This window comes from Pyxidicoccus sp. MSG2, assembly GCF_026626705.1.
Classification (GTDB): domain Bacteria; phylum Myxococcota; class Myxococcia; order Myxococcales; family Myxococcaceae; genus Myxococcus.
Window position 1 is genome coordinate 10908328 of record NZ_JAPNKC010000001.1, and the last position, 25069, is coordinate 10933396.

Consider the following 25069-nt stretch of genomic DNA (forward strand, 5'->3'; position numbering starts at 1 on the left):
GCGAGACGGCTTGCGCGCAACGGCATTGCGCCGCCGCGCGGGCGGCTTCTCAGCCGGCTTTGGCTTCCGTGTCGTCGTCCTCGGCGAAGAGCTCAATCAGGTGCCCCGTACGCTCACGCTTCGTCCTCAAATAGTCGACGTTATGCGGATTGTGCTCGGTCCGGGAAGGGATTCGACGCCGGACGGGGACACCTTCTTCGACCATGCCGGCAATCTTGAGCGGGTTGTTGGTGATCAGATCAACCGAGCGGACGTCCAGGCTGCGCACCATCTCCGCCGCGATGTCGTACGTGCGCAGATCATCCGCGAAGCCCAGCTGCCTGTTGGCCTCGTAGGTATCCAGGCCCTTGGCCTGCAGGGCGTACGCCTTGATCTTGTTCCCCAGGCCGATTCCCCGGCCCTCCTGGCGGAGGTACAGGACGACCCCCAGGCCCCCCTGGGTGATGAAGTCCAGCGCCCGGTCCAGCTGCTGCCGGCAGTCGCACTTCAGGCTGCCGAAGACCTCGCTCGTCAGGCACTCGGAATGGATGCGCACCGGCACCCCCTCCATGCCCTTCACGTCGCCCACCACGAGGGCCACGTGCTCGCGGCCGTTGCGCTTGTCGCGGAAGACGATGGTCCGCAGCGTGCCGCGCTCGGTGGGGACATCCGCCTCCGCGAACCGCTCGAGGTGCTGCGTGTGCTTTCGGGTCGGAAGGACCTGGGGTGAGCGAGTATCCGACATGTCGAATCGTCTCCGGGTGCAGGGGTCCTGTTTGAGGTCCCTACAGTCGCAAGTCAAGGCAGCCTCAAAGCTTTTTTACGCCGTCGGCCAATTAGATGCAGCGGACGGTCGTGCGTTACTCAGGCCACCCAAGAGAGCGGAAGCAAATCCACGGGGTCTCCATGAGCCAGGCTTTTGGCCTCCAGGGGAAAGTGCAGCAGGTGGGTGGCCGCTGCCGCCGACCGCAGAACACCCGAGGTCTGGGTGGCCAGGGGACGGGCCCACAGCCCGCCCTCCCTCCAGGCGGCCGTGACTCGGACGAAGTGGGCCAGCCCGGCGGCCTTGGACAGGCTGCCGTCCAGGCGGCCGGAGGTCCGCCCGGGCTCCACGTCGGCGTGCCCGAGCAGCCGGCGCAGGGCGGGGCGGACGAACAGCTCGAACGTCACCAGGGACGAGGTGGGGTTGCCGGGCAGCCCGAAGAAGAGGGTGCCGCCACGCCGGCCCACCACCAGCGGCTTGCCGGGCTTGATGGCCACGCGCCAGAAGTGCTGCTCCACGCCCAGGGCGGCCAGCACCTCCTTCACGTAGTCGTGCTCGCCCACGGACACGCCCGCGCTGGTGAGCACCACGTCGAAGCCGTCCACCCGGGACAGGGCTGCCTCCACCGAGTCGCGCGTGTCCCGGGCGATGCCCAGCAGCACCGGCACCCCGCCCGCGCGCCGCACCGCCAGCGCGAGCGACGGGGCGTTGGTGTCCACGATGCGCCCCTGCGGCGTCTCGTCGGCGCGGCAAAGCTCGTCGCCGGTGGAGAGGATGGCCACCCGGGGCGCGCGAGGCACCGGCGCGCACAGCTGGCCCTGCGCCCACAGCAGCCCCAGCTCGGGGATGCCCAGCGGCGTGCCCCGGGACAGCAGCACCTGGCCCTCCCGCGCGTCCTCGCCGCGTGGGCGGACGAAGTTGCCGGGCCCCGCCGCCTCCAGGATGTCCACCTGATCAGCGCCCCCGTCCGGCACCGGGCGGGTGCGCTCGCGCATCACCACCGCGTCGGCGCCGGCGGGCAGGGGAGCGCCCGTCATGATTCGCGCGCACGTCCCGGGCATGACCTCCCGCTTGGGCGTGGCCCCGGCGTAGACCGTCTCTCCCACCACGAGCCGCACAGGCAGCGCCCCCGCCAGGTCCGCGCTGCGCACCGCGTAGCCGTCCATGGCCGAGTTGTCCCAGGGGGGCAGGGTGCGCTGCGCCGTCACGTCGTCGGCCAGGGTGCGGCCCAGGGCGTCTTCCAGCGGCACCCACTCCGCGGGCAGCGAGGGCGCCAGGGCCAGGATCTGGGCTCGGGCCTCCTCGACTGGCAGCAATGTGGCGGCGTCGTTCATGCCCGGCTTATAGCCATGTGCGGGGCACGTGGCTTGGCCCTCCAACTCGGACAAAGTCCGTGAGAAAATCAAGTGTTAGTTTGACAGCCCAGCTGATCACCATTACAAGCAATCGTGATCGCGAGGCTTGCCTGCCCCCCTGGGGCGGCCCGCCAACCCGTTGAAAGGACACGGGAACTCTCAAGGAGACTGCGTCGATGGCCAAGCCCAAGTCCGGGGCCAAGAAGACGACTCCCGCTGGCAAGGCTGGCGCAAAGCCCGCTGCGAAGAAGGACAACACCGCCCGGCTGGATCTGATCAAGAACGCCTCAAAACGGGTGGCAAAGGCGGCGACGAAATTGGTGAAGGTGGCGACGGACGTGGCCAAGGGTGCCAAGGGCGCGGCGAAGAAGGCCGCGCCGGAGAAGGTCCCCGAGGAGAAGACTCCAGCGGCGAAGGCCCCGGCCGCGAAGGCCGCGACCGCCAAGAAGGCGGCGCCTCCTGCCAAGACGGCTGCGGCTGCTCCCGCCAAGGGTGCGCCCCCGGCGAAGGCCGCGGGTGGCAAGGCGGGCTCGAAGGCGGGTGGCTCCAGTGGAGCCGGGCCTTCCATCCCGGCCGCGGACCGTCCGCGCCCTCGCGCCACGAAGCTGCCGCCCCCGGGCGAGCCGCTCACCAAGCGTGAGATGGAGCAACTGCTCACCGCCGGCGAGGGCCGTGGCGTCATGGGGGAGGGCAGCCTCAAGGGCCGCCTCGCCCTCGTGAACGACATGCCGCACCTCGTGGTGGTGGGGCGCGACAAGCGCGAGCTGACCTTCCTCCTCCAGGGGCCTGATCAGGAGGTCTTCCCGGCCTACGTGGACCACAAGGTCTCCGTCAGCGGGATGATCCGCAAGACGACCAACCACAGCGGCGTCGTGGACGTGCGCAAGTACTCGGCGAAGAAGCCGGAGGCCGAGGTGGTGGAGGTGGCCCCCGCGGAGACGGAGCCGCGGCTGCGCTACCTGTCGCCCGGCGAGGTCTCCATGGTGACGGCGGCCGGCATGGGCGCGGGCGTCAAGGGCTTCGCCACCATCCGTGGCAACCTCGAGATGACGGGCGAGGACTTCGTCATCGTGGTGTCCAACGGCGGCACCCGCCAGCAGGTCTCCTTCATCATCGAGGGCAAGGCCGCCAGCAAGCTGCTGCGCAAGCACGTGGGCCACACGCTGCAGATCCAGGGCGTCGTGGACAAGACGTCGGGCTGGGGCGGGCGCATCACCGCGGAGAACGTGGAGCCGCGTCCCTCCGAGGCCCGCGCCGTGTCTCGCGACGAGATGGAGCTGGTCCACATCGAGGGCGAGGTGCCCACGTCCGTGGACGTGAAGCTCAACCACGGCCTCACCGTGCGGCTGCCGGAGCAGCCCGGCTTCACGTGGGCGATTGAACCCACGGTGGCCAAGCGCGTGGGCCTGCGCGAGGCGAACTTCGAGCCCGGCCCCGGTGGCGGACCGGCCACCCGCGAGTTCTTCTTCACCCCCCGCAACCCGGGCACCTTCGAGGTGGAGTTCTTCCTGGCCAAGGCGCTGACCCCCGGCCTGGTGGACCGCTCCTTCAAGATCAACGTCACGGTCAAGCCCTGAGGGGCGTCGCCCGGAGCAGGTTCCGGGAGGCGGCCGGCCGCTGGGGGGTTCCCGTCCGGGCACTCCGGGCTTACCCGTTCCCGTAGCGGCCGAGCCGCGACCCCACCGTGAGCCTCTCTCCAGACCAACTCAAGCAGATCCTCGCAGACGCCGACCACCCGCTGGGCATCAAGGAGCTCCTGCGGCTCGCCGGCCTGCACCCCGGGCAGCAGACCGAGCTCAAGCGCGCGCTGCGAGAGCTCGTCCGCAACGGGGCCGTGACCAAGGAGGGCAAGCGCTTCCTGCCCATGGAAGCCCCTGCCCCCGCGCGCCGTGAGGAGGTGGCCGAAGTGGCCCGTCCGGCCAGCCCCTGGCGCCCCAAGGCCGCTGGGGCCGCCCGGCAGGATGGGCGCCAGCCCGGCACGTTCCGCGGTCCCCAGGGCCGTGGGCACGTCGCCGGCCGGGGCGCCGAGAGCCCGGGCTTCCGGGGTCGGGACCCGGAGCGGCCGGGCCGGGACGCCGGGCGCCAGGGAGGACAGCGCGACGGCCGTGGCCGCGAGCGCAGGGGCTTCTCCGGCCAGGAGTCCTCACGAGGCGGCGGCTTCAACCGGGGTGGCGGCGCGGAGCGCTTCGGCCCGCGCGGGCGCCGGGGCGGCTTCGAGGGCGGAGACCTGCCCCCGGTGGAGGGCATCCTCCACGTCCACCGTGACGGCTATGGCTTCGTGCACCCGGTGACGGGCGAGGGAGAGAACATCTTCCTGCCGCCGGGCGAGGCACAGCGGGCGCTCGACAATGACCGGGTGGTGGTGGAGGTGTCGGGCCGCCCCGGACGCTACGAGGGCCGGCTGGTGCGCGTGGTGGACCGCCGCCGCGAGATGGCGGTGGGCACGTACATGGCGCAGGGCCGGTACGGGGTGGTGTATCCCACGGACGCGAGCCTGTCCGGGTCCATCACCGTCCCCCTCACCCAGATGGCGCAGGAGGGTGACCTGGTGAAGGTGCGGCTCGGCGTGGGCGCCGACCTGCTGGATCCGGACCGGGGGCTCTTCGGCGAGGTGGCCGGCTCGCTCGGCAAGCCCGGAGAGCCGAGCGCCGAGGTGCTGGGCACTGCCTTCTCGCAGGGCTTCTCCGACGAATTCCCTCCCGAGGCGATGGACGAGGCGGACCGCTACTCGGTGACGGTGACCGAGGAGGAGGCGCGAGGCGAGGACCGGAAGGACCTGCGCTCCATGGCGCTCATCACCATCGACGGTGAGGACGCGCGCGACTTCGACGACGCCGTGTACACCGAGCCGCACGGCGACGGGTGGCGGCTGGTGGTGGCCATCGCCGATGTGTCCCATTACGTGCGTCGGGGCACCGGGCTCGACGTGGAGGCGCTGCGGCGCGCCACGTCCGTGTACCTGCCGGACCGCGTGCTGCCCATGCTTCCGGAGCGGCTGAGCAACGGCATCTGCTCCCTGAAGCCGGACGAGGACCGGCTGTGCATGGTGGCGGAGATGACGTTCGACCGCCAGGGCCAGCGCCGCTCGTACGAGCTGTACCCGGCGGTGATGCGCAGCGCCGCGCGGTGCACGTACAACGAGGTGCAGGACGTCCTGGACGGCAAGGACGTACCGCACCGCAATGCCTTCAAGCCGCAGTTCGAGCAGTTGATGGCGTTGGCTCGCGCGCTGATGAAGATGCGCAAGGAGCGCGGGGCCATCGACTTCGACCTGCCCGAGCACAAGGTGGTGCTCGGCAAGGATGGCCTGCCGCTGCGCATGGACAAGCGCGAGCGCAGGGACAGTCACCGGCTGATTGAAGAGTGCATGCTCGCCGCCAACGAGGCGGTGGCGAAGTTCTTCCAGGACGAGGGCCTGCCCACGGTGTACCGGTTCCACGGCGAGCCGGACCCGGAGAAGCTGGCGACGTTCGCCGCGCTGGCGGCGGCGTATGGCTTCAAGATGCGCTTCGAGGAAGACGGGGTGGACTCGAAGGAGCTGGATGCGTTCATCAGCCAGCTGGCGGGCCACCCGGAGCAGCGGGCGCTGAACCAGCTCTTGCTGCGCTCCATGATGCAGGCTGTCTACACGGCGTCGAAGGTGGGGCACTACGGCCTGGCGGCGGAGCACTACCTGCACTTCACCTCGCCCATCCGTCGCTACCCGGACCTGCTGGTGCACCGGCTGCTGAAGGCGCACTGGGCGCGGCAGGGACGGAAGCCCTCGGAGGCGATGCTGGAGCGCGAGGAGGGCCAGCTCGAGGACATGGCCATGCAGTGCTCCGAGCGCGAGCGCGCGGCCATGCAGGTGGAGCGCGAGGTGGTGTCCTTCTACGCGTGCCTGCTGATGAAGGACCGCGTGGGGGAGGAGTTCGCCGCGACGGTGGCCGCGATTACCGACTTCGGCTTCTTCGTCGAGCTGGACGAGGCGCACGTCGAAGGGCTCGTGAAGGCGGAGACGCTGGGCCCGGGCGCGAAGCTGGACAAGCAGACACACGCGCTGGTGTATGCCGGCGGGCGCCGCGTGCGCGTGGGACAGAAGCTGCGCGTGCGCCTGTCGTCGGTGAATGTGACGGCGCGGAAGATGGACTTCGAGGCGCTCCAGTTCGAGGGCGAGGCGATGCTGTCTCGCGCCGAGGGAGGAGCCCCGCACCGCCGCCGCGAGTGGCAGGCGGAGGCCCCGCGAGGCCATGGCCGCGAGCGGGCCGGACGTCCTGGCCGCCGGGAACGAGAGGCCACCACCCAGGGGCCGCGAGAGGGACAGCGGGAGGAGGCGGCCCAAGGTGGCCCGCGTGGTCGGTTCTCGCGCGAGGGTCGACGCGAGGAAGCAGCGCCGCAGCGCGCCGGGTCCAGGTTCCAGCGCACCTGGCAGACCCCGGAGACGCAAGAGACCGCCGCCGCATCGGGTCCGACGCAGGGGCCGAAGCGGAGGATGTTCGTGCGGCCGGAGGTCCCCGCGCTCCCCGCGACGGAGGCCGAGGCGCTTCCGCAGACGTTCCGAGGGCCCGAGGCCGGCGGTGGACCGGTGGCTCCCGAGGAGCCGCGCCTTCCCACCCCGCAGCCGTGGGAGGCTCCCGCGGAGTCCGCTGGAGATGAGGCCTCGCGGTCGCCGCACCCGGGCTTCGACCGCCTCCGTGCGCTGGCGTCGCAGCGCAAGGGCGGCAGGGGAGAGGCACACGCGGCGGCCCACCCCAAGCATGGGCAGAACAAGCAGGGACGGGAGCGGCAACAGGCCGGCCCCGCGCCCCGGTTCCCCGCGCCCCGGCCCAGGCCCGAAGCGCAGGTGCCCATCATGGAAGCCGCCGAGGCGCGGCCCGAGGCTGTCGAGACGAGCGCCGTCATGCCCGGTGAGGGCCCGGGTGTTTCGGAGAGGCCCGTGGCCGAGGCGAGGCCGTCCGCGCCCGTCGAGCCCGCGGTGCCCGAGCGTGAGCCCGCGGTGCCCGAGCAGGTGAGCGCCGCCCCCGAGGCGGGCCCCACCCGCCGCGAGGAGCCCGAGGCGGCCGCGCCCCGGGGCCCGAAGCGGAAGGCCCCGGCCAGGAAGGCGGCGACGACGAAGAAGCGCGCGGCTCCGAAGAAGAAGGCCGCCGCCAGGCCCGCCAGGAAAGCCCCGGCGAAGGCCTCGAAGAAGAAGGCGGCGGCGAAGAAGGCGCCCGGCGCGAAGGCCGCGAAGCCACCGAAGGCCCGCGCCGCGAAGGGCGCGAAGCCTCGTGCCGCCGCGAAGAAGTCACCGGGGCGCAAGCGGCGCTGAGCACACCGCCGGCTTCATCCATCCGTCGTCAGTGGATGAAGCCGGTGAGCCGCGTCTGGACGAAGGCCCCGACGAGCCCCAGCACCACCACCATCCCCAGCGCCCAGCCCAGCCGCAGCGTCAGCGGGCGCTGTCCGGACACGCGGGCCACGAGCACGAAGTTGACGGCGGCGCTCGCGAGCGAAGCGATGATGGCGCCCACCCCGGCGATGGTCGGCGTCAGCAGTCCGTGGGCACACAGCGAGGCCGCGGAAGCCACCGCCGAGGCGCTGGACACCAGGCCTCCCACCGCGCTCACCGCGTAGAAGCCGGCATGCCCCAGCAGGCTCTGCCCCGCCGTGCCCACCACCTGGAAGAGCAGGAGGAAGGCGCCGAACTTGAGCGCTGACTGGAGCGAGAACGGGCTCTGCAGCGGCAGGGACGGCGCGGCGGCCTCCGGCGCCTCTGGCCGCCGCGTGCGCACCAGCGCCAGCCCGATGCTCGACAGGAGGATGAGCGCGAGCGGCACGGCCGAGTTCACCAGGGCCCGGTACGACAGCAACCCGAGCAGCACCGCGTTGCGCAGCGCCATCGCCGCGGTGGCCAGCATCACCCCGCGATAGGCCACGTCCTGCAGCCGGCCTTCCGTCTCACGCACGCGGTTGGACAGCTCCGTCACGGTGACGGTGCTGTTGACGAGCCCGCCCAGGAAGCCCGTGACTTCCACGCCGCGGGTGCCGAAGAGCTTGAGCAGCAGGTAGTTCACGAAGCCCATCGCCGCGATGAGGATGACCGTCACCCACGCGGCCCGGGGCGCGATGAGGCCCCATGGGTCCACCGGCGACGCCGGCAGCACCGGGTAGATGGCGAACGCGAGGATGGCCAGCAGGATGGCGGAGCGCAGCTCCTCGGCCGTCAGCTGATGGCTGAAGCCCGCGAGCCGCTCCTTCCACGTGAGCAGCCCGGCGCTGGTGACGGCCACCGCCGCGGGCGTCACCACATGCCCCAGCCCGCACAGCACGCCCGTGAAGCCCGTCACCAGCAGCGCAGCGGACGTGGTGAGCTCGGCACCCTGATTCGCGCGCAGGGACTGCCAGTTCAGGAAGCACACCAGCACGCCCAGCAGCAGGACGGCCGCGACGGCGAACGGCGGGCCCAGCAGCCCGCCCAGCCCGCCGAGCAGCGAGGCGAACCCGAAGGTGCGCAGGCCCGCTTCCTTGCCGCGCCACTCGCGCTCCAGTCCCACGAACAGCCCCACCGCCAGGGCGAGCATCAACCGCATCAGGGTCTGCAGCGGAGGCCATGCGACGGCCGGAGGAATGCCTTCCAAGTGAATGACCTGCCTTCCCAGGAGGAGGAATCGAGCGCTCGGGCTCAGGTGGTTTCGCGGGAGACTTCGTGGGCCGCGCCCCCGACGGAGTACAGCCTCCGCCAGCCCCGCTCGCGCAGGAGCCGCTGCATGGGCTCCCTCAGGGCCGCCCGGAGCTGTCTCTCTTCGTCCGGGGTGGCGCTCGCCTGGACGGGCAGGCTCCAGCACACGCCGTCCGGCTTGCCCTCCGGCTGCGCCTCACCCGGAAGCACGAGCCGCACCACGAGGGGCGGCAGTCCCGCCGGGTCTGGCGCTTCGTGCGTGGTGCCGACGATGGCCCGCGCGCGCTCGGGGGACGCGAGCTGGTTGAAGAGCGCCGCGGCCAGCTCGGCGACCCGGGGCTGCGAGCACTGGAAGATGAGGGTCCAGGTGCGGGCGGGCTTCGCGGTGGGCGCCTGCAGCCAGCGGAAGAGACACACCGCGAGCGTGGCGCCGAGCAGTTGGGCGGCGACGAACGACTCGACATCCATGGGATGCACGGCGCTGACGCGGGTGCTGACCGCGCGGGCGAGGATGAGCGCCGGATTGGCCAGCGAGCGCGAGTCGGTGAACCACACGGTGGCGGCCACGTAGCCGGCCACCGCGAGCGGCATGGCGGACGGACGGCTCCGCACACAGCCCCGGACCACCACCAGCAGTCCGAACGTGCAGACCAGCTCCGTGAGGAACTGCGCCAGGCTGGCCGAGGGCAGCCGCGTGGCGACGAGCACCGGCTCGCCGCACATGACGTGCGCGACGAGACGTCCCACCAGGCCACCCCCGAGCTGGGCCAGCACATACCGGGGCACGTCGCCCCAGGGCGTGCCGTCCTCCAGCGCGTCGGCGAAGGTGAGGGCGGGGTTGAAGTGCGCCCCGGAGAGTGGCTGGAGCACCAGCGTGAGGCACGCCAGGACGGCTCCGGCCGCCAGCGACATGAAGAGGCGCCCGTCGGTGGCGCTCACGCCCAGGTGCTCGGCGCCGTGGTGGGCGCCCTCCAGGGCCACCACCAGCAGTCCGCAGCCGAGCGCCTCGACCACCATCCGCCGGGGCCTGCTCAGGCGGCCGGTCGCGGGTGCCTCGGAGGATTGGGACGCAGCCGTCATCGCATGGCCCTCCACCAGGAGGCGGAGCGTGAGTCCTCCGCCGTTCCGTGCGGGCCCTCGGGAGCCCGGCTCCACCTCCGCACGCGGATCACCCACCCTACGCATCACCCGCGCGCCCGTCAAAGGCAGGCGGGGAGCCGGGTGCCCGTGGCTTCTCGGAGGCAACACCCTCGCTGCGGCCCCGTGTCCGGATGGGCGCGGGTTATGCTCCCCGGAAACCGCAAGGAGGCAGCGCGTGGGAGTCGTCCGGCTCGTGGGAGTGATGCTCGCCGTCGCGGGGGGCGTGTTGCTGTGGACGGGGCTGCGCGCCAGGGACTCGCTCTCCGAGCGCGTCACCGAGGCCTTCACCGGCCGCAATACCGAGAGCACCACGCTGTACCTCGCGGGCGGCGGCGCGGCGCTCGCCGGTGGCGTCCTGCTGATGCTCTTCGGAGGCGGTGGCCGGCGTCGGCGGTAGGCCCGGCCCCGCCGCGCTACGCGTTCAGTGCCGCCGCGTGGTGGCGGAGGTGGTCCTCCATGAACGTGGAGACGAAGTAGTAGCCGTGGTCGTACCCCTCATGGATGCGGAGGTTCAGGGGCTGCCCCACGGCCTCGCAGGCTTCGCGCAGCAGCTCCGGCTTGAGCTGCTCCTGGAGGAACTTGTCGCCCGTGCCCTGGTCCACGAGCAGCGGCGGGAGCCGCGCCTTCGAGGCCCGCAGCAGCTCCGTGGCGTCGTATTCGCGCCACGCGGCGGTGTCCTCGCCCAGGTAGCCGCGGAACGCCTTCTGCCCCCAGGGCACGCGCATGGGCGCGGAGATGGGCGCGAAGGCGGACACGGAGCGGTAGCGCCCGGGCTGGCGCAGCGCGCACACCAGCGCGCCGTGCCCGCCCATGGAGTGGCCGAAGATGCCCTCTCGGTCCGCGCGGGCGGGGAAGTGCGCGGCGATGAGCGCCGGCAATTCCTTCGTCACGTACGTGCCCATGCGGTAGCGCGCGGACCACGGCGCCTGCGTGGCATCCAGGTAGAAGCCCGCGCCCACGCCGAAGTCCCAGGACGCGTCCTCGCCGGGGTATCCCGCGCCGCGCGGGCTGGTGTCCGGGGCCACCAGCATGATTCCCAGCTCCGCCGCCACGCGCTGCGCGCCGCCCTTGATGAGGAACGTGTCCTCCGTGCAGGTGAGGCCCGCCAGGTAGTAGAGCACCGGCACCTTCCGCTCCCGCGCCTGTGGCGGGACGAAGATGCCGAAGCGCATGTCACCCCCACACGCCTCGGACGCGTGGCGGTAGAAGCCGACGGTACCGCCGAAGCAGCGGTGCTCGGACAGGAGGGTGGGGGCCACCGTCATGAGTACTTCACCACGCTGCGGATGGACTCGCCCCGGTGCATCAGGTCGAAGCCCTTGTTGATGTCCTCCAGCGCCAGCGTGTGCGTAATCAGGTCATCGACGTTGATCTTCCCGTCCATGTACCAGTCGACAATCTTCGGCACGTCCGTGCGGCCGCGCGCGCCGCCGAAGGCGCTGCCCTTCCACACGCGCCCGGTGACGAGCTGGAACGGCCGCGTCTTGATTTCCTGCCCCGCGCCGGCCACGCCGATGATGATGCTCTCGCCCCAGCCCCGGTGGCAGCACTCCAGCGCCTGGCGCATGGTGTTCACGTTGCCGATGCACTCGAAGCTGTAGTCCGCGCCGCCGCCGGTGAGGTTGACGAGGTACGGCACCAGGTCGCCCTCCACCTCCTTCGGGTTGACGAAGTGGGTGAGGCCGAACTTCTCCGCCATGGCCTTGCGCGCGGGGTTGATGTCCACGCCGACAATCTGGTCCGCGCCCACCATGCGCGCCGCCTGCACCACGTTGAGGCCGATGCCGCCCAGGCCGAACACCACCACCTTGGCGCCCGCCTCCACCTTCGCCGTGTACACGACGGCGCCGATGCCCGTCGTCACGCCGCAGCCGATGTAGCAGACCTTGTCGAACGGGGCGTCCTCGCGAATCTTCGCGACGGCAATCTCCGGCAGCACCGTGTACTGGGCGAAGGTGGATGTGCCCATGTAGTGGTGCACCGGCTCACGCCCGAGGCGGAAGCGGCTGGTGCCGTCCGGCATCAACCCGCGGCCCTGCGTGGCGCGGATGGCCGTGCACAGGTTCGTCTTGCGCGACAGGCACGACTTACACTGGCGGCACTCGGGCGTGTACAGCGGGATGACGTGGTCGCCCTTCTTCACCGACGTCACGCCCGCGCCCACGTCCACGACGAGGCCCGCGCCCTCGTGGCCGAGGATGGCCGGGAACAGCCCCTCCGGATCACTCCCCGAGAGGGTGAACTCATCCGTGTGGCAGATGCCGGTGGCCTTCAACTCGACGAGCACCTCGCCCGCCTTGGGCCCTTCCAGGTGCACCGTCTCGATGCTCAGGGGCTTGCCCGCCTCGAGCGCCACCGCTGCGCGGATGTCCATACGCCACTCTCCCAGTCTGGATGTTGAGGCTCAAAGCGTACGGCCGGGCCCGGGGAGGGGGACAGGAAGATTTCTGCAAGGCGCGATGAGTGGACACTCGCGGGAGCGGCGCACGCGCGCGGAAAAAGCGAAGGGCCTGGCACCGACTCGCGGTTCCAGGCCCTCGCATGTGCCACGGGTGGTGTGACGGCTACGGCGTGTTCTTCGCCTGGGCGGGGGCGGCGGGCTGCGCGCCACCGGCCTTCTTGGCCTCGCTGAACTTCTTGGTCATCTCCGCGAACTGCACCTGGAAGTCGTCCATGCGCTTCTGGTGCTCCGCGGCGCGGGCGTTGGCCTCGTCGACGATGGTCTTGTCCTTGGCATTCTCCGCGGCCTCGGACAGCGCCTGCTCCTTCTGCTGCCGCTCGTACTCCATGAGGCGGCCCATCACCACGCGCTTGTTGAGGTACGTGTTGGCGGAGTTGGCGTTGATGGCCAGCACCTGGTCGTAATAGTTGAGCGACTTCTCCAGGTCCGCCTTGACGATGGGCGCCTCCATGGAGCGGGCGCCGCCGCGCTGCGCGTAGATCTCCGCGATCCACCCGAGGGACGCCTCGTCCTTCGGCTCGAGCTTCAGCGCCTCGTTGAAATACTTCTCGGCGTCATCGGTGGTGCCCGCCGTCATGTGCATGCTGGCGAGCGTCCGGAGGACCTCGGCCTTCTCGGCCGGCGTGGCCTTCATCTCCAGGATCTTCATGACGGCCTGGGAGGCCTCGGCCATCTGGCCGACCTGCATGTGCGCGTAGGCCTTCTTCTCCCAGACCTTCTCCTGCTTGGGGTCGGCCTCGAGCGAAAGCGCGTACTCGGCCGCCGCCTCCTTGAACTCCTTCTTGCTCAGGTGGTCGGTGCCCTTGATGCGGTGCGTCTTGGCAGCCTCCTCTTTCTCGTCCTTACAGCCGAAGGGGCCACCCAGGGCGAGAACTCCGAGTACCAGACCGACCTTTCCCAGACGCTTCATGTGCATGCCTTTCGAGCGGGGCCTGGGTGCATCGACCCGGCCCGGTCCTGAACTGCCGATGGAGAGCTTTCCGCGGACCCGCCCTCACGGGTCCTGATGGGACTGGGAGCATACCCGAAGTCGCTCGACTGCCGCCTCCGGCCTTGGGCTGCCTGCCTCCCTGGTCTCCCGGCCCGCGCTCCGCTCTGGTGGCGCGTTTCTGCCCCATCTGGACGGCGGGAGGATGACTCCGGGTATGGGCGCTGGCGCGACTCGCGACTAGCCTGCCCGCTTTCGCGATTGGAGGCCCGCGCAATGCCCGTCCTTCCCCGCCGCACCCTGCTCCAGGGGCTGGTGCTCACAGCCGCCGGCTGTGCCGCGCCGTCCTCGCTGCGCCGCACCGTCGCCCCGCGTCCCGCGCCCACGCTGCCGCTGGGGGCCCAGTTCGGCGACGTGCGGGCCGGCGCCGTCACGGTGTGGGGGAAGGCGGACCGGGTCGCGCAGTTGGTGGTGGAGTGGAGCGAGGACCCCCGGCTCCAGAAAGGCGTGCACCGCGTGGAGGGGCCGGTGCTGAGTGGCGTCTCGGACTTCACCGGCGTGGTGGACCTCACCGGGCTGCCGGCCGGACGCGAGGTGCACGTGCGGGTGCTCGCGGACGACGGTGGCCGCGCGGGCGAGGCGTGGCAGGGGCGTCTCCTCACGGCGCCGGACAGCCCCCGGGACATCCACTTCACGTGGAGCGCGGACGTGTGCGGGCAGGGCTGGGGCATCAACCCCGAGTGGGGCGGCTACAAGGGCTATGGCGCCATGCGCGCGCTCCGTCCCGACTTCTTCCTGCACGTGGGGGACGCCATCTACGCGGACAACCCGCTGCAGCCCGAGGTGCCGCTCGCGGACGGGCGTGTGTGGCGCAACCGCGTGACGCCCGCGAAGGCGAAGGTGGCCGAGACGCTGGAGGAGTTCCGCGGCAACTTCGCCTACAACTTGCTGGACGAGGAACTGCGTGCCTTCGCCCGCGAGGTGCCCATTGCGTACCAGTGGGACGACCACGAGGTGCGCAACAACTGGTACCCGGGCCGGAGCCTCGCGGATGACGCGCGCTACACGCAGGTGTCGGACGCGGGCGTGCTGGGGACGCGGGCCCGGCAGGCCTTCTTCGAGTATTCGCCGGTAGGTGGCGCCGCGCGGACCGAGGGACGCATCCACCGGCAGCTCGCGTACGGGCCGCACCTGGACGTGTTCATCCCGGACGTGCGCGCCTTTCGCGGGCCCAACACCGTCAACCGCCAGGAGCGCCCCGGCGCGGAGACGTCCTTCCTGGGGCGCGCGCAGCTGGACGGCCTGAAGGAGGCGCTGGCCGCATCCACCGCGACGTGGAAGGTGATTGCCACCAGCATGCCGCTGGGGCTCATCGTCCCCGACGGCCAGCACTCGGACGGCTACCACATGGAGGCGTGGGCCAATGGTCCCGGAGCGCCGCTGGGCCGGGAGCTGGAGCTGGCCGAGCTGTTGTCCTTCCTCAAGGCCCGTCGGGTGCGCAACGTGCTCTTCCTCACCGCGGACGTGCACTATCCGGCCGCGCACCACTACCACCCGGACCGCGCGCGCTTCCGCGACTTCGACCCGTTCTGGGAGTTCGTCGCGGGGCCGCTGCACGCGGGCACCTTCGGTCCCAACCCGTTGGACGACACCTTCGGCCCCGAGGTCCGCTGGCAGCGCCCCGCCACCGGGGACAACCCGGCGCCGTGGGAAGGGCAGCAGTACTTCGGCAGTGTCCGCATCCTCGGGAAGAGTGGCGCGCTCACCGTGGCCCTGCACGACCTCACCGGCGCGGTGCTGCATCAGGTGGAGCTGGAGCCCCGGTCATGAGCTCGGTGGCGCTCCTCGCCGTGGTGGCGGCCCTGGCCGGTGTGCTCGGAAGGTGGTGGTGGCGCTCCCAGGAGAAGGGCTCGGACCCGAGCCGCTGCGACCGTTGTGGGAAGGCGCGCGTGCTGCTCGACGAGGAGACGGAGGACGCGCACCTCGACGAGGGACAACGGCATGAGGAGCGGCTCGGCACGGCGGACTATCACGTCTGGTGGTGTGAGGCGTGTGAGCGGGGCACGGTGGTGCGCCATGCGCTGGAATCCACCACGCGCCGGGTGGCCTGCGAGAAGTGCGGGCACGACGCGGCCCAGGAAGTCACCCGGACGGTGAGCCCCGCCACGCATGCCCAGGGCGGCGAGTTCCAGGTCCGCCTCTCGTGCGGAGGCTGCGGCCACACGCAGCGGTTCTGGCGCTACACGCCTCGCGTGCGCGCGTCCTGAGTCCTCACGCCGTCAGCACGAGCTTGACGATTTCGGGGGGACTGCCGACGCGCATCGGTGGGCCCCAGAAGCCGCAGCCCCGGCTGACGTAGATGTGCGAGTCGCCGTGTCGGTAGAGCCCCGCGGCGTGCTCCCAGGCGAGCCCGATGAAGAACGTCATCGGCACGAGCTGCCCGCCATGCGTGTGGCCCGAAATCTGGAGGTCCATGCCGCGCTCGGCGGCGACGGTGAAGTTCGCCGGCTGGTGTGCGAGCAGCACCGCGGCGCGGTCCGGGTCTCTCCCGTCGAGCGCCCGGTCCAGGTCATAGCCCTGCTTGTTCCCCCGCCGCCCGCCGCTCCAGTCATCCACGCCCACCAGGTCCAGCGAGGCACCCGTGTCACCGATGCGCACGTGGCGGTTGCGCAGCACCTGGATGCCGAGCGATTGGAGGAACTCCGTCCACGCGTCGTCGCCCGAGTAATAGTCGTGGTTGCCGGTGACGAAGAAGCTGCCGTAGCGCGACTTCAACCCCGAGAGCGCGGAGACGGCGCCGCCCAGGGTGGGCACGTCGCCGTCCACCAGGTCGCCGGTGATGGCGAAGAGGTCCGGCCGGAGTGCGTTGGCCTGCTCGACGAGCGCGTCCATGTATCGGCGCCGGATGAAGGGACCCACGTGGATGTCCGTGAGCTGGACGAGGGTGAGCCCGTCCAGCGCCCGGGGCAGCTTCGGAATCTTCACCGCGAGCTCGGTGACGAGCGGCGGGGAGAAGGCCCGCCAGCTCCCGTACGCGGCCATGCCACCGCCCGCGATGAACGCGCCGCCCGCCAGGGTCCGCGCGAGGAAGCGGCGCCGGTGCTCATCCATCGCCGGAGCAGGGGCGGGCGATTGCTCCGGGCCCACCGTGCCGGAGGCTGTCGTGGGAGGCGCGGCCTTTCGGGACTGGAACCACCACGCCACCGCGAGGAACCCATGGCCGAGGTCCAGCACGAGGAGCGCGACGACGAGGCAGAGGGCCACGCCCATCCACGTGAACATCGCGACGACGACGAGCTCGGCGAGGTGCTCCGGCAGTGCATCCACGAAGGTGCGCCGCGCCATCAGCACCAGCGTCAGGAGCGTGAGCACGGCCAGCGCGAGGAGCCTTGGCAGGCGGCCGTGCACGAGCCGGCGCACGAGGCGCCGGTACAGGTACAGGTGGCCCAGCACGGCGCCGAGCCCGATGAGCAGGGAGAAGGAGAGAATCCGGAACGACATTCGGTGGAACCCGCGGGGAACGAGGGGGAGGGTACCACGGACGGAGACCCCTCCCGCGCCGGGCGTCGGTCATGGACAGAGGCGCCGTCCGCGGGGGAGGTCGATGTTCAACGACACACCCGCTCGCGCGGCTACATTCCCGCCGCCAGGCCCGGACGGGTCATTCAGGAGCATTCATGGACAAGGTCATCGTCATCACGGGAGCGAGTGCGGGCATCGGCGCGGAGCTGGCGCGGCAGTTGGGCGCGAAGGGCGCGAAGCTGGTGCTGGCCGCGCGCAGGAAGCCGGAGCTGGAGGCCGCCACGGCGCGCGCGGGCAGCGAGGCCCTCTCCGTGGTCACCGATGCCACGCGGCGGGAGGACATGGAGCGACTGCGGGACGCGGCGCTGGGGCGCTTCGGGCGCATCGACGTCTGGGTGAACAACGCGGGGCGCGGCATCACCCGCTCGGTGGCGGAGCTGACCGACGAGGACATGGACTCCATGTGGCGCGACAACGTGAAGAGCGCGCTCTACGGGATGCAGGCGGTGCTGCCGCACTTCCAGTCGAGGAACGCGGGGCAGATCGTGAACATCTCCAGTGGGCTGGCGCGCCTTCCGCTCGCGTCCTTCCGCTCGGCGTACAGCGCGGCGAAGCATGCGCTCAACGGGCTCAGCGCGTGCCTGCGCATGGAGCTGTTGCAGACACACCCGGGCATCATGGTGACGGTGGTGATGCCCGGCATCGTCGCCACCGAATTCGGCACGAACGCGCTCGGGGGAGGCCCCGACTCACGCGTGCTCCCGGGAGCGCAGAGCGTCGAGGACGCCACGAAGGTCATCGTCGACGTCATCGAGAAGCCGCGCCCGGAGGTCTACACGCAGCCGAACATGCAGGCGGACGTCGAGCGCTACTACCACGACGTCGGCGCTTTCGAGGCGCAGGCCGCCGCGCGGTTCCGCCGCTGAGGCGCCCGTTGAAGGCAGGCCAGGCGAACCTGGCCTGCACCGGGTGACCTCCGTCCAGCGGTCCCTGGCTGCTTCAGTGCGGCTGCTTCTTCGCCTTGAACTCGCTGGCCCAGCGTCCCACCGTGGACATCACCTGGTCCTGCAAGGTCAATGGCAGGGATGCCTGGGCACTCGGCTTCGAGCTGGCGCCCTTCCGCGTGGGAATGACGGCCTCCGCCTGGCCCTTCTTGCGGACGAACATCCGGGGCTCGGCCACGGGACGCGCGGCCACGGCGGGGGCTTCTTCCCGCTGGCGCTCTCCGCGGCGCTTCCGGGGCGGGATGACATCCGGCACGCTGTGCGGAGCGGCGTTCTCCACCCACTCGGCGTGGAGGCGATGGGAGGCAATCATCTGGCGCCGGCGCTGGGCGTGAATCACGCAGTAGCCGAGGCTTCCACGTGGAAGCTTGCAGTTGATGACCGCGCAGGCCGGTGGTGGCGGCGCGACGGGCCTGACAGGCGGAGCCGGGGCGCGCGCGGGAACAGGCGTGCGCGGGAGCTTGCCGGACAGCCCGTCCGCGATGCGGAGCAGGGCGGCCGCCAGCTCGGAGACCGGTCCCGCGAGCTCATCGCGGAAGACGGCCCGCAGGGCCTCCTCGAAAGGAACCGGGCCGGGGGCGGCCGCCTTCGTGGGAGCACGGGGCTTGGATGGACGTGAGGGTCGCGAGGTACGGGGATGAGGGACTCGAGCTCTGGCTTTGGGCATGTGAGGCTTTGGCCGCCTTCACGCGAACGTAGAGGCTGGCGGGGAGAGGACAGCGGGAACAGCCCTCCAAGACGTCAGGCCTACCCTGGCCGATGTGCCCGGAGAGGGCAAGGCCCGAGGGAATGTATCGTTCTGAACCACGTGCCGGCGCTGTTCAAGGGCTCGCGGCGTGGGCGGCCGGGCGCTCTTCCGGGAAGGGCTGCCCGAGGGGCAGGTTCGGGGGAGGGAACTGGGCGAGGCTGAGTGTGAAGCAGGTCCCCCTGCCGGGCTCGCTCTCCACGGAGATGGTGCCCCCATGCGCGCGGACGATGCCGTGGGCGACGGCCAGCCCCAGGCCCATGCCCGCTCCCACCTGCTTCGTGGTGAAGAAGGGCTGGAACAGGTTCTTCAGCGTGACCGCATCCATCCCCACGCCCGTGTCGCGGACGGTGATGCGGATCCGCTCCCCGTCCAGCGCGGTCGTCACCGTGACGGAGCCCGTCTCCCCAATCGCCTCCGCCGCGTTGATCATCAGGTTGACCAGGACCTGGGCAATCTGCCGGGGCCGGCCGAGGAGGTGTGGAAGCTGGGCCAATTCCAGCCGCAGCTCCCGGTCATGCGTGAAGCGGCTCTGGGCGATGCGCGCCGCCGCGCGAATCTCCTCGTTGAGGTCGTACTCCACCAGGCTCTCCGGGTCGCCCCGGGCGAAGCGGCGCAGGTCGGCGACGATGGAGTTGACGCGCCTGAGTCCGTCGAGCGTCGCGGGCAGGATGTCCCGCCGGTACTCCTCGAGCAGCTCGGGGGTGGTGCCGAGGCGCGGCAGGTCCGCCATCAGGTCCTTGAGGTTGCTGGTGACGTAGCTCATCGGGTTGTTGATTTCGTGGGCAATGCCCGCCGAGAGCAGGCCCAGGCTGGAGAGCTTCTCCTGCATCACCGCCCGCTGGTGCAGGGCCTCCATTTCGAGGTGTGCCTGCTGCAACTGGGCATTCTGTTCCTCCCGCTCCCGCAGCATGCTCTCGATGAAGCCCTGCCGGGCCTGGGCGAGGAGGTAACAGATGCCGGTGAGCGCGCTGAAGCCCAGTGGCAGCGCCACGGACACACCCTCCATGAGCGCCACGGCGTCGACGACCACCACGAGGAACGCGAGGTTGAGCCAGGCCTGCCGCGCTCGATTCTCGTCGGTAATCATCGCGTTGAAGGGGAGCCACAGCCAGAGGGCGAGCGGCCAGGCCTGCAGGTGTCCCATCAGGAGCAGGCCCAGGGTGTTCCCCGCGATGCGCACCCGTTCGCCGGGCGTGCCTCCGATGCGGCTGATGAGCCATCGGTCCACCCAGGTATTGAAGACGACCTTGGCGACCAGGATGGCGACCACCTCGGCGACCTCGTACCCGTGGCCATAGCTGGTGGCGACCTGCAGCACGCAGAGCGAGGCCGCGCCAATCAACGCCCGGATGTCGAAGTTGCGCCGGGCCTGCTCCGAGTGGGACAGCGCCGCGGGGCTCATGACCGTTCCCCCGTCGGGGTGGAGGCTTTTCGCGCTGCTCGGGCGTCGCTCGGTGTGAGCATGGCGCGGATGGCGGGGGCCAGGGTGTCATTGTCCCAGGGCTTGCAGATGAACCGGGAGATCTCCCCGTCCTGGAGGGGCGCCATCACAGACACGAGGTCGGAGTAGCCGGAGAGGATGATGCGCAGCGTCCTCGGAAGTCGCCGCCGGACCTCCGCGAGCAATTGGGCGCCATTCATTCGCGGCATCCGGAAGTCGGTGAGCACGACGTCGGGACGGAAGGTGTCGAGCACGAGGAGCGCTTCCGGGCCTCCCTCGGCGGTTTCGACCGCGAAGCCCTCTCGCCGGAACAGCCGGCCCAACGACCTGCACACCTGGACTTCGTCGTCGACGATGAGAATTCTATCCACGGAGAGCCCCCCACTCGAACCGAGAGTGCTGCTCGTTCCGCAATCATAGACGCGGTCCAGGGGCCCTGGGTGCCCACCCCCGCGGAGGGTGTCGCGCATTCAACCCGGCCCCTCCCGGAGATGGCGAAGGTGACCCATCCCCGAGGTACGAGCCTGCCGTCGCTCAGCGCACCTGCGTGTCGAGGCTACGGCTTGGGGATGATGATCAGATCCTCATCCTGCTCCAGGCGGTACATCCCGTCAGGGCCCCGGCAGCGCTCGGCGTGGACGCGAATCTTCTCATCGAGCCCGCGCACCTCGTCCTCGCTCAGCGCCGCGAGCTGCGCCGCCGTGAAGCAGCCTTCCAGCACGAAGAAGCGACAGAGCGTGTACATCTCCTCGAACGTCTTCGTGAAGAAGCCGCTCATGGTCGGGATGACCTCGTGCGGCAGCCCCTTCTGCTTCACCGTGGCGACCAGGTGCTCGCCGAAGAGCAGGGTGTCCGAGAAGTCGCGACACAGCTCGTAGGTCGGCCCTCGGGCGGCGGCCATGACGATGAGGCAGTAGCCCCCGGGACGCACGAACGAGAGCAGCCTGTCGATGAACCCTCCCCAGTCGGAGAGGGGCACGTGGTACAGGACGTGCGAGCACAGGACGAGCTCGAACTGCTCGGATGACTGGTAGCGCTCGAAGGGCTCCAGGAGGATCTTCGCCTTGCCGTGGTTGAAGCCGGCAATCTGGTCCCGGTTGGGTTCGAGCAGGGTGAGCAGGTCGAAGTGCGGCGCGAGCCGCTCGGCCACCTTGCCCGACCCCGCGCCCACGTCCAGCAGCGAGGGTTGCTTCGGCAGCTGGGGGAGGATTCGCTGTTCGACGACCTGCCCGATGTTCTCGGGGTGCCGGGCGGTGGCAGCGAGCACGCGGAACGCCGTGGCGTAGTCCTGCGGCGACATCGTGATTCCCATGGCGAACTCCTTCTCCTGTGGGTACTGACGTATCAGGGGCCTCGGCTGTGCATGCTACCCGTAAGCCGCACGCATGCCTGGGCGGTCGGGCGCCAACCATTCCGCCCTGGCAACCCCTCGGATGTTCTACGCTGACGTCTTCTCGGAAAGGTCGGGTGCTCGTCTCATGGGTGGTGGTCGTGTCCTCTCGCCAGTTCTCCTCGTCGGCGCCGGAGCGGGCGAGGCCACGTGCGGCATCCTCTACCTCGCGAGCTACCTGCGGCGCGGCGGTATCGAGGCCTTCGTGCGGCTGTGGGACGGGGACGAGACCGAGGCCGAGGTGGTGCGCTCGTTCGAGCGCCTCGTCACCCGCGTGCGTCCGAAGCTGATCGGCATCAGCCTCAAGTGGTTCCACCATGTGGACCGCGCGCTGCTCATCGCGCGGACCGTGCGCAAGATCGACCCCGGGATTCGCATCGTCGTGGGGGGCAACTCCGCGTCGTACTGGTGGCGGGAACTGCACGCCTACGACTGCATCGACGACGTCGTGCTGGGCGACGGCGAGGTCCCGCTGCTGGCCATCTGCCAGGGTGACTCCGCGCCGCCCAACTGCGTGACGCGGGCCCCTGACGGACGCCCTCGGAGGTTGCCCCTGGCGTACGTGCAGGGCGCGAAGAACACCGAGGACATCTACTACTCGCACTTCAACGAGCTCTTCCTGAGCCAGATCGACCAGCACTCCTTCTCGGGCTGGGTCGCGCCCGGTAAGGGGTGCGGTGAGAACTGCCTCTACTGCGGTGGGGCGCGCGGCAACCAGAAGGCGGCCTTCGGGCGCGCGAAGCCGTTCCTGCGGTCCGAGGAGAGTGTGCGCAGGGACCACCAGGAGATTGCCGGCCGGACCTGGCAGATGCGCTACGACTTCGCCGGAAGCACGGCGGAGTTCCTGGGGAGCACCTGGGCGGGCGTGGACCTCTCGCGCCACCTCTGCACGTACTTCCTGTGGGGTGTGCCCCGGCTCGAGCTCGTTGCCGCGCTGGCGGAGACGTTCCAGCGCATCCACATGGTGATCGACATCGGCTGCTTCTCCGAGCAGCAGCGCCTCGAGCAGATGGGGCGCGGGCTGCTCAAGCCGTGCGCGAAGGACCGGGAGCTGCTCGACGTCATCGAGGCCTGCCGCCGCCATCCGAACCTGGACGTCGAAATCTCCGGCATCGGAGGCCTGCCCTTCGCGAGCAAGGCCACGCTCGCGGAGGAGCTCCGGCTCGTGGAGCGTGTCATCAGCCTCGACTGCGTGGTGGGGTATCAGCGGCTCGAATCGCAACCCGGGGCGCTGGTCACCGAGCACCCCGCGCGGTTCGACATGGTGAGCGAAGCGCGAACGTTCACGGAGTTCCTCGACTACTTCGAGCGGCGCGAGCCAGGCGATGTGTCGGTGCCGATGATTCGCTTCCGGGACGCGGAGCTGGAGGCGGCGGTGCAGCGCAACTCCGACCGCGTGGATGCCCTGGCGTGGGAGCACCGGGACGCGAAGCGGAACCTCGTCGTCAATGGCCGCACGCGGCTGCGGAACACCGCCCCGTGGACGCAGCAGTTCGCGCTGGGTGACTGGTTGGGGAGCCATCGGGCTCCGGCGAAGGTGGCGCAGGAGCAGGTGACGGTCGTGCGCTCGGTGGATGGGACCACGCTGAGCTGCGCCCCGTCGGTCAGCCCGCGCAGGTTCTCGGACCCGACGCTCGCGCAAGGCGAGGACGGTGCCATCCTCCTGGCGGCCCTGGCCGCCTTCGAGCACCCCACGACTGTCGCCAGCGCGGTGTCGCAGCTCGGGGCGAAGGCGAGGCTGGATCCTGGCTCCGCGCGCGAGGTCATCGACCACCTGATGGACGGACGCTTCCTCCAGCCGGCGTAGGCCGGGGCCCCTGGCGGGTGCTACCCTGCGACGCAGGACCGCCATGCAACCAGAGCGTTACGAACTCCTGGACGGCTCGACGCCGGACGTCACACCCCTCGCGGCGGACGTCGGCCGCAAGCAGCCGCTGAGCGCCTTCACCCTCCTGGCCGGAGGTGATGTCTTCGAGGTGCGCGGCGGCCGTCCTCCCGCGGAGGGAGCCACCCGCGCTCGCGCGTACGTGAAGGCGAAGCTGGAGCTCAAGACGTACGGCGCCCCCGCCGCGCAGGTGCAGCGGGTGCAGGACGAAATCACGCGGCAACTCTCCGGCAACCTCCAGCTCATCGCCCGACTGGAAGCCGCGCGCCCGCTCACGCTCGAGCTCATCCCGCCCGGCCATTCCCTGGTGAAGTATGGCTATCCCAGGGCGGTGTCACCGCAGGCCGCGGGGCTGTTCTGGGACCACCCGGACTGGGCCCGGGCGCGCATCGCGCTCCGGCAGGACAAGCTGGACACGGAGCAGTACCTTGTCTTCCACGAGATGGCGCATGCCATCCAGGGGCTCGCCTTCACCCAGGAGGAGAGCGAGCTCGTCTATCGCACGATGCTGCGCACCTACCGCAACCGCGCCGCCATCGACGAGGTCTTCGCCATCTACAGCGAGCGGGAGTTCGTCACGGGCGTCTCGGCCCATGACCTGCGCGCCCCCGGCGTGTACGGCATGGCACGCCAGCGCTGGAACGAAGAGCACCTCTTCACCCGCTTCGTGCGCAACCTCTACTTCCCCTACAAACCCCTGGCGGGAGGCAACGCCGGCACGGCCACCTCCAGCTTCGGAGGGCCGTGACTCCATGTCTGACATCAGGCACCGCACCGTCGAGACGAACGGCATCCACCTCCACCTCGCCGAGGCGGGTGAAGGGCCCCTCGTGTTGCTCCTCCACGGCTGGCCGGAGTCCTGGTACTCGTGGCGCCACCAGCTGTCCGCGCTCGCCGCCGCCGGCTACCACGCCGTGGCACCCGACGTTCGGGGCTACGGTCGGAGCGACAAGCCGTGGGCCGTCGAGGCGTACAGCATGAAGACGCTGCTCGCCGACTTCACGGGCCTGCTCGATGTCCTCGGCGAGAAGACCGCCGTCATCGTCGGCCACGACTGGGGTGCTGCGATGGCGTGGAACAGCGCCGCGCTCCACCCGGACCGCTATCGCGCCGTCGTCGGGATGAGCGTCCCACACCTCGGCCGCCCGCCGATGCCGCCGACGCAGCTCTTCAAGGCGGCGTTCGGGGAGAAGTGGTTCTACATCCTCTACTTCCAGGAGCCCGGCGTCGCCGAGGCGGAGCTCGAAGCGGACATCCCGAGGACGATGCGCACGATTCTTGCCGGTGTCCCCGGCTTCGATACGACGGCCGAGGTCGTGCGCGGCAGGAAGCAGGGCGACGGCTTCCTCACGGGCACCGTCGCTCCTGGCACGCTGCCGGACTGGCTCACGGAGGACGACCTCGCGTACGCCGTGACGGAGCTCACCAGCAGCGGTTTCCGTGGGGGGCTCAATCGCTATCGCAACATGGACCGCGACTGGGAGGAATTGCCCGAGCTCGCGACGGCGAGAATCGAGCAGCCCGCGCTCTTCATCATCGGAGAGCAGGACCCGGGGCGCGCCTTCGCCCCGGTCGACCTGATGAAGCCGTTGGTGCCCAATCTCAAAGAGGTGCGCGTCATCCCCGGCGCGGGCCACTGGATTCAGCAGGAGCGCGCCGCTGAAGTGAACGCCGCGCTGCTGGCCTTCTTGAAACAGCTGCCCGCCTGACCGGGTTTCACGCACCGCACAGCTGTTCGCCTTGTGACGCGAGCGGCACGGACATGTGACGCGTGAATTCGTAAACCGCTCAGCGCGGGAGCCGGGAGGCCCGCCTC

Annotated in this window: 21 protein-coding genes; 9 read left to right on the top strand and 12 right to left on the bottom strand. The window is 70.5% G+C overall.

Going from position 1 to position 25069, the window contains the following annotated elements; genetic code table 11:
* Positions 1-49: 49 nt before the first annotated feature.
* Positions 50-724: a GTP cyclohydrolase II gene (gene ribA / locus OV427_RS42295; protein ID WP_267861906.1), complete on the bottom strand. Its 675-nt coding sequence runs from the start codon at positions 722-724 to the stop codon at positions 50-52.
* A 119-nt stretch (positions 725-843) separates the two neighbouring features.
* Positions 844-2076 carry a gephyrin-like molybdotransferase Glp gene (glp, locus tag OV427_RS42300; RefSeq protein WP_267861907.1) on the bottom strand — a complete coding sequence of 411 codons (1233 nt, stop codon included), beginning with the start codon at positions 2074-2076 and terminating at the stop codon, positions 844-846.
* 197 nt (positions 2077-2273) lie between these two features.
* On the opposite strand from glp, the gene OV427_RS42305 reads away from it, so the two are divergent.
* Together OV427_RS42305 and rnr are read left to right on the top strand one after the other, a co-directional pair.
* Positions 2274-3674, top strand: coding sequence for a protease inhibitor I42 family protein (locus OV427_RS42305; RefSeq protein ID WP_267861908.1), 1401 nt, complete (start codon positions 2274-2276; stop codon positions 3672-3674).
* 107 nt (positions 3675-3781) lie between these two features.
* Positions 3782-7384: a ribonuclease R gene (gene rnr, locus OV427_RS42310; RefSeq protein ID WP_267861909.1), complete on the top strand. Its 3603-nt coding sequence runs from the start codon at positions 3782-3784 to the stop codon at positions 7382-7384.
* A gap of 28 nt (positions 7385-7412) precedes the next feature.
* Here the strand turns inward: rnr and OV427_RS42315 are convergent, their stop codons facing one another.
* The gene (locus tag OV427_RS42315) at positions 7413-8645 is read right to left on the bottom strand and encodes an MgtC/SapB family protein (protein ID WP_267861910.1); all 1233 of its coding nucleotides are present in this window, start codon (positions 8643-8645) and stop codon (positions 7413-7415) included.
* A 92-nt stretch (positions 8646-8737) separates the two neighbouring features.
* Entirely contained in the window at positions 8738-9814 is a 1077-nt protein-coding gene (locus OV427_RS42320) for an aquaporin (protein ID WP_267861911.1), read from the bottom strand.
* 235 nt (positions 9815-10049) lie between these two features.
* On the opposite strand from OV427_RS42320, the gene OV427_RS42325 reads away from it, so the two are divergent.
* Complete coding sequence (locus tag OV427_RS42325; RefSeq protein WP_267861912.1) at positions 10050-10271, top strand: DUF3185 family protein; 222 nt, start codon at positions 10050-10052, stop codon at positions 10269-10271.
* A gap of 16 nt (positions 10272-10287) precedes the next feature.
* Here OV427_RS42325 and fghA read toward each other — a convergent pair whose 3' ends face one another.
* The 3 genes from fghA to OV427_RS42340 all read right to left on the bottom strand — a co-directional run bounded on the left by fghA (position 10288) and on the right by OV427_RS42340 (position 13245).
* Positions 10288-11139 (bottom strand): S-formylglutathione hydrolase, encoded by an 852-nt coding sequence (gene fghA, locus OV427_RS42330; RefSeq protein ID WP_267861913.1) that lies wholly within the window; start codon positions 11137-11139, stop codon positions 10288-10290.
* Positions 11136-12248 (bottom strand): S-(hydroxymethyl)glutathione dehydrogenase/class III alcohol dehydrogenase, encoded by a 1113-nt coding sequence (locus OV427_RS42335; protein WP_267861914.1) that lies wholly within the window; start codon positions 12246-12248, stop codon positions 11136-11138. Before OV427_RS42335 ends, fghA begins: the two co-directional genes overlap by 4 nt.
* Positions 12249-12438: 190 nt before the next feature.
* Complete coding sequence (locus tag OV427_RS42340; RefSeq protein WP_267861915.1) at positions 12439-13245, bottom strand: tetratricopeptide repeat protein; 807 nt, start codon at positions 13243-13245, stop codon at positions 12439-12441.
* Positions 13246-13539: 294 nt separating this feature from the next.
* On the opposite strand from OV427_RS42340, the gene OV427_RS42345 reads away from it, so the two are divergent.
* A complete protein-coding gene (locus OV427_RS42345) occupies positions 13540-15093 on the top strand; it encodes an alkaline phosphatase D family protein (protein WP_267861916.1) in 1554 nt (517 codons plus the stop codon).
* Positions 15090-15530 (top strand): hypothetical protein, encoded by a 441-nt coding sequence (locus tag OV427_RS42350; RefSeq protein WP_267861918.1) that lies wholly within the window; start codon positions 15090-15092, stop codon positions 15528-15530. Before OV427_RS42345 ends, OV427_RS42350 begins: the two co-directional genes overlap by 4 nt.
* 4 nt (positions 15531-15534) lie before the next feature.
* Here OV427_RS42350 and OV427_RS42355 read toward each other — a convergent pair whose 3' ends face one another.
* Entirely contained in the window at positions 15535-16764 is a 1230-nt protein-coding gene (locus OV427_RS42355) for a metallophosphoesterase (protein WP_267861919.1), read from the bottom strand.
* A 176-nt stretch (positions 16765-16940) separates the two neighbouring features.
* Between OV427_RS42355 and OV427_RS42360 the strand changes: the two genes are divergently transcribed.
* A complete protein-coding gene (locus OV427_RS42360) occupies positions 16941-17711 on the top strand; it encodes an SDR family oxidoreductase (protein ID WP_267861920.1) in 771 nt (256 codons plus the stop codon).
* A 73-nt stretch (positions 17712-17784) separates the two neighbouring features.
* On the opposite strand, the gene OV427_RS42365 is transcribed toward OV427_RS42360, so the two are convergent.
* From OV427_RS42365 to OV427_RS42380, 4 genes are all read right to left on the bottom strand, one after another.
* Positions 17785-18129 carry a cell wall protein gene (locus OV427_RS42365; RefSeq protein WP_267861921.1) on the bottom strand — a complete coding sequence of 115 codons (345 nt, stop codon included), beginning with the start codon at positions 18127-18129 and terminating at the stop codon, positions 17785-17787.
* Positions 18130-18610: 481 nt separating this feature from the next.
* Entirely contained in the window at positions 18611-19939 is a 1329-nt protein-coding gene (locus tag OV427_RS42370; RefSeq protein ID WP_267861922.1) for a sensor histidine kinase, read from the bottom strand.
* Positions 19936-20349: a response regulator gene (locus OV427_RS42375; RefSeq protein ID WP_267861923.1), complete on the bottom strand. Its 414-nt coding sequence runs from the start codon at positions 20347-20349 to the stop codon at positions 19936-19938. Before OV427_RS42375 ends, OV427_RS42370 begins: the two co-directional genes overlap by 4 nt.
* Positions 20350-20534: 185 nt before the next feature.
* A complete protein-coding gene (locus tag OV427_RS42380) occupies positions 20535-21290 on the bottom strand; it encodes a class I SAM-dependent methyltransferase (protein ID WP_267861924.1) in 756 nt (251 codons plus the stop codon).
* A 166-nt stretch (positions 21291-21456) separates the two neighbouring features.
* Between OV427_RS42380 and OV427_RS42385 the strand changes: the two genes are divergently transcribed.
* The 3 genes from OV427_RS42385 to OV427_RS42395 are packed head-to-tail and all read left to right on the top strand — an operon-like array spanning position 21457 to position 24962.
* Complete coding sequence (locus OV427_RS42385; protein ID WP_267861925.1) at positions 21457-23175, top strand: cobalamin-dependent protein; 1719 nt, start codon at positions 21457-21459, stop codon at positions 23173-23175.
* Between the two features lie 43 nt (positions 23176-23218).
* Positions 23219-24001, top strand: coding sequence for a hypothetical protein (locus tag OV427_RS42390; protein WP_267861926.1), 783 nt, complete (start codon positions 23219-23221; stop codon positions 23999-24001).
* Positions 24002-24005: 4 nt separating this feature from the next.
* Positions 24006-24962: an alpha/beta fold hydrolase gene (locus OV427_RS42395; protein ID WP_267861927.1), complete on the top strand. Its 957-nt coding sequence runs from the start codon at positions 24006-24008 to the stop codon at positions 24960-24962.
* Positions 24963-25069: the final 107 nt, after the last annotated feature.

Coding starts and splice junctions, on each gene's coding strand:
- OV427_RS42340 (WP_267861915.1), bottom strand. CDS start 13,245: ATGAAGCGTCTGGGAAAGGTCGGTCTGGTACTCGGAGTTCTCGCCCTG.
- OV427_RS42335 (WP_267861914.1), bottom strand. CDS start 12,248: ATGGACATCCGCGCAGCGGTGGCGCTCGAGGCGGGCAAGCCCCTGAGC.
- OV427_RS42315 (WP_267861910.1), bottom strand. CDS start 8,645: ATGCGGTTGATGCTCGCCCTGGCGGTGGGGCTGTTCGTGGGACTGGAG.
- OV427_RS42305 (WP_267861908.1), top strand. CDS start 2,274: ATGGCCAAGCCCAAGTCCGGGGCCAAGAAGACGACTCCCGCTGGCAAG.
- OV427_RS42370 (WP_267861922.1), bottom strand. CDS start 19,939: ATGAGCCCCGCGGCGCTGTCCCACTCGGAGCAGGCCCGGCGCAACTTC.
- OV427_RS42390 (WP_267861926.1), top strand. CDS start 23,219: ATGCAACCAGAGCGTTACGAACTCCTGGACGGCTCGACGCCGGACGTC.
- glp (WP_267861907.1), bottom strand. CDS start 2,076: ATGAACGACGCCGCCACATTGCTGCCAGTCGAGGAGGCCCGAGCCCAG.
- OV427_RS42385 (WP_267861925.1), top strand. CDS start 21,457: ATGGGTGGTGGTCGTGTCCTCTCGCCAGTTCTCCTCGTCGGCGCCGGA.
- fghA (WP_267861913.1), bottom strand. CDS start 11,139: ATGACGGTGGCCCCCACCCTCCTGTCCGAGCACCGCTGCTTCGGCGGT.
- OV427_RS42360 (WP_267861920.1), top strand. CDS start 16,941: ATGGACAAGGTCATCGTCATCACGGGAGCGAGTGCGGGCATCGGCGCG.
- OV427_RS42395 (WP_267861927.1), top strand. CDS start 24,006: ATGTCTGACATCAGGCACCGCACCGTCGAGACGAACGGCATCCACCTC.
- OV427_RS42320 (WP_267861911.1), bottom strand. CDS start 9,814: ATGACGGCTGCGTCCCAATCCTCCGAGGCACCCGCGACCGGCCGCCTG.
- OV427_RS42350 (WP_267861918.1), top strand. CDS start 15,090: ATGAGCTCGGTGGCGCTCCTCGCCGTGGTGGCGGCCCTGGCCGGTGTG.
- ribA (WP_267861906.1), bottom strand. CDS start 724: ATGTCGGATACTCGCTCACCCCAGGTCCTTCCGACCCGAAAGCACACG.
- OV427_RS42345 (WP_267861916.1), top strand. CDS start 13,540: ATGCCCGTCCTTCCCCGCCGCACCCTGCTCCAGGGGCTGGTGCTCACA.
- OV427_RS42355 (WP_267861919.1), bottom strand. CDS start 16,764: ATGTCGTTCCGGATTCTCTCCTTCTCCCTGCTCATCGGGCTCGGCGCC.
- OV427_RS42380 (WP_267861924.1), bottom strand. CDS start 21,290: ATGGGAATCACGATGTCGCCGCAGGACTACGCCACGGCGTTCCGCGTG.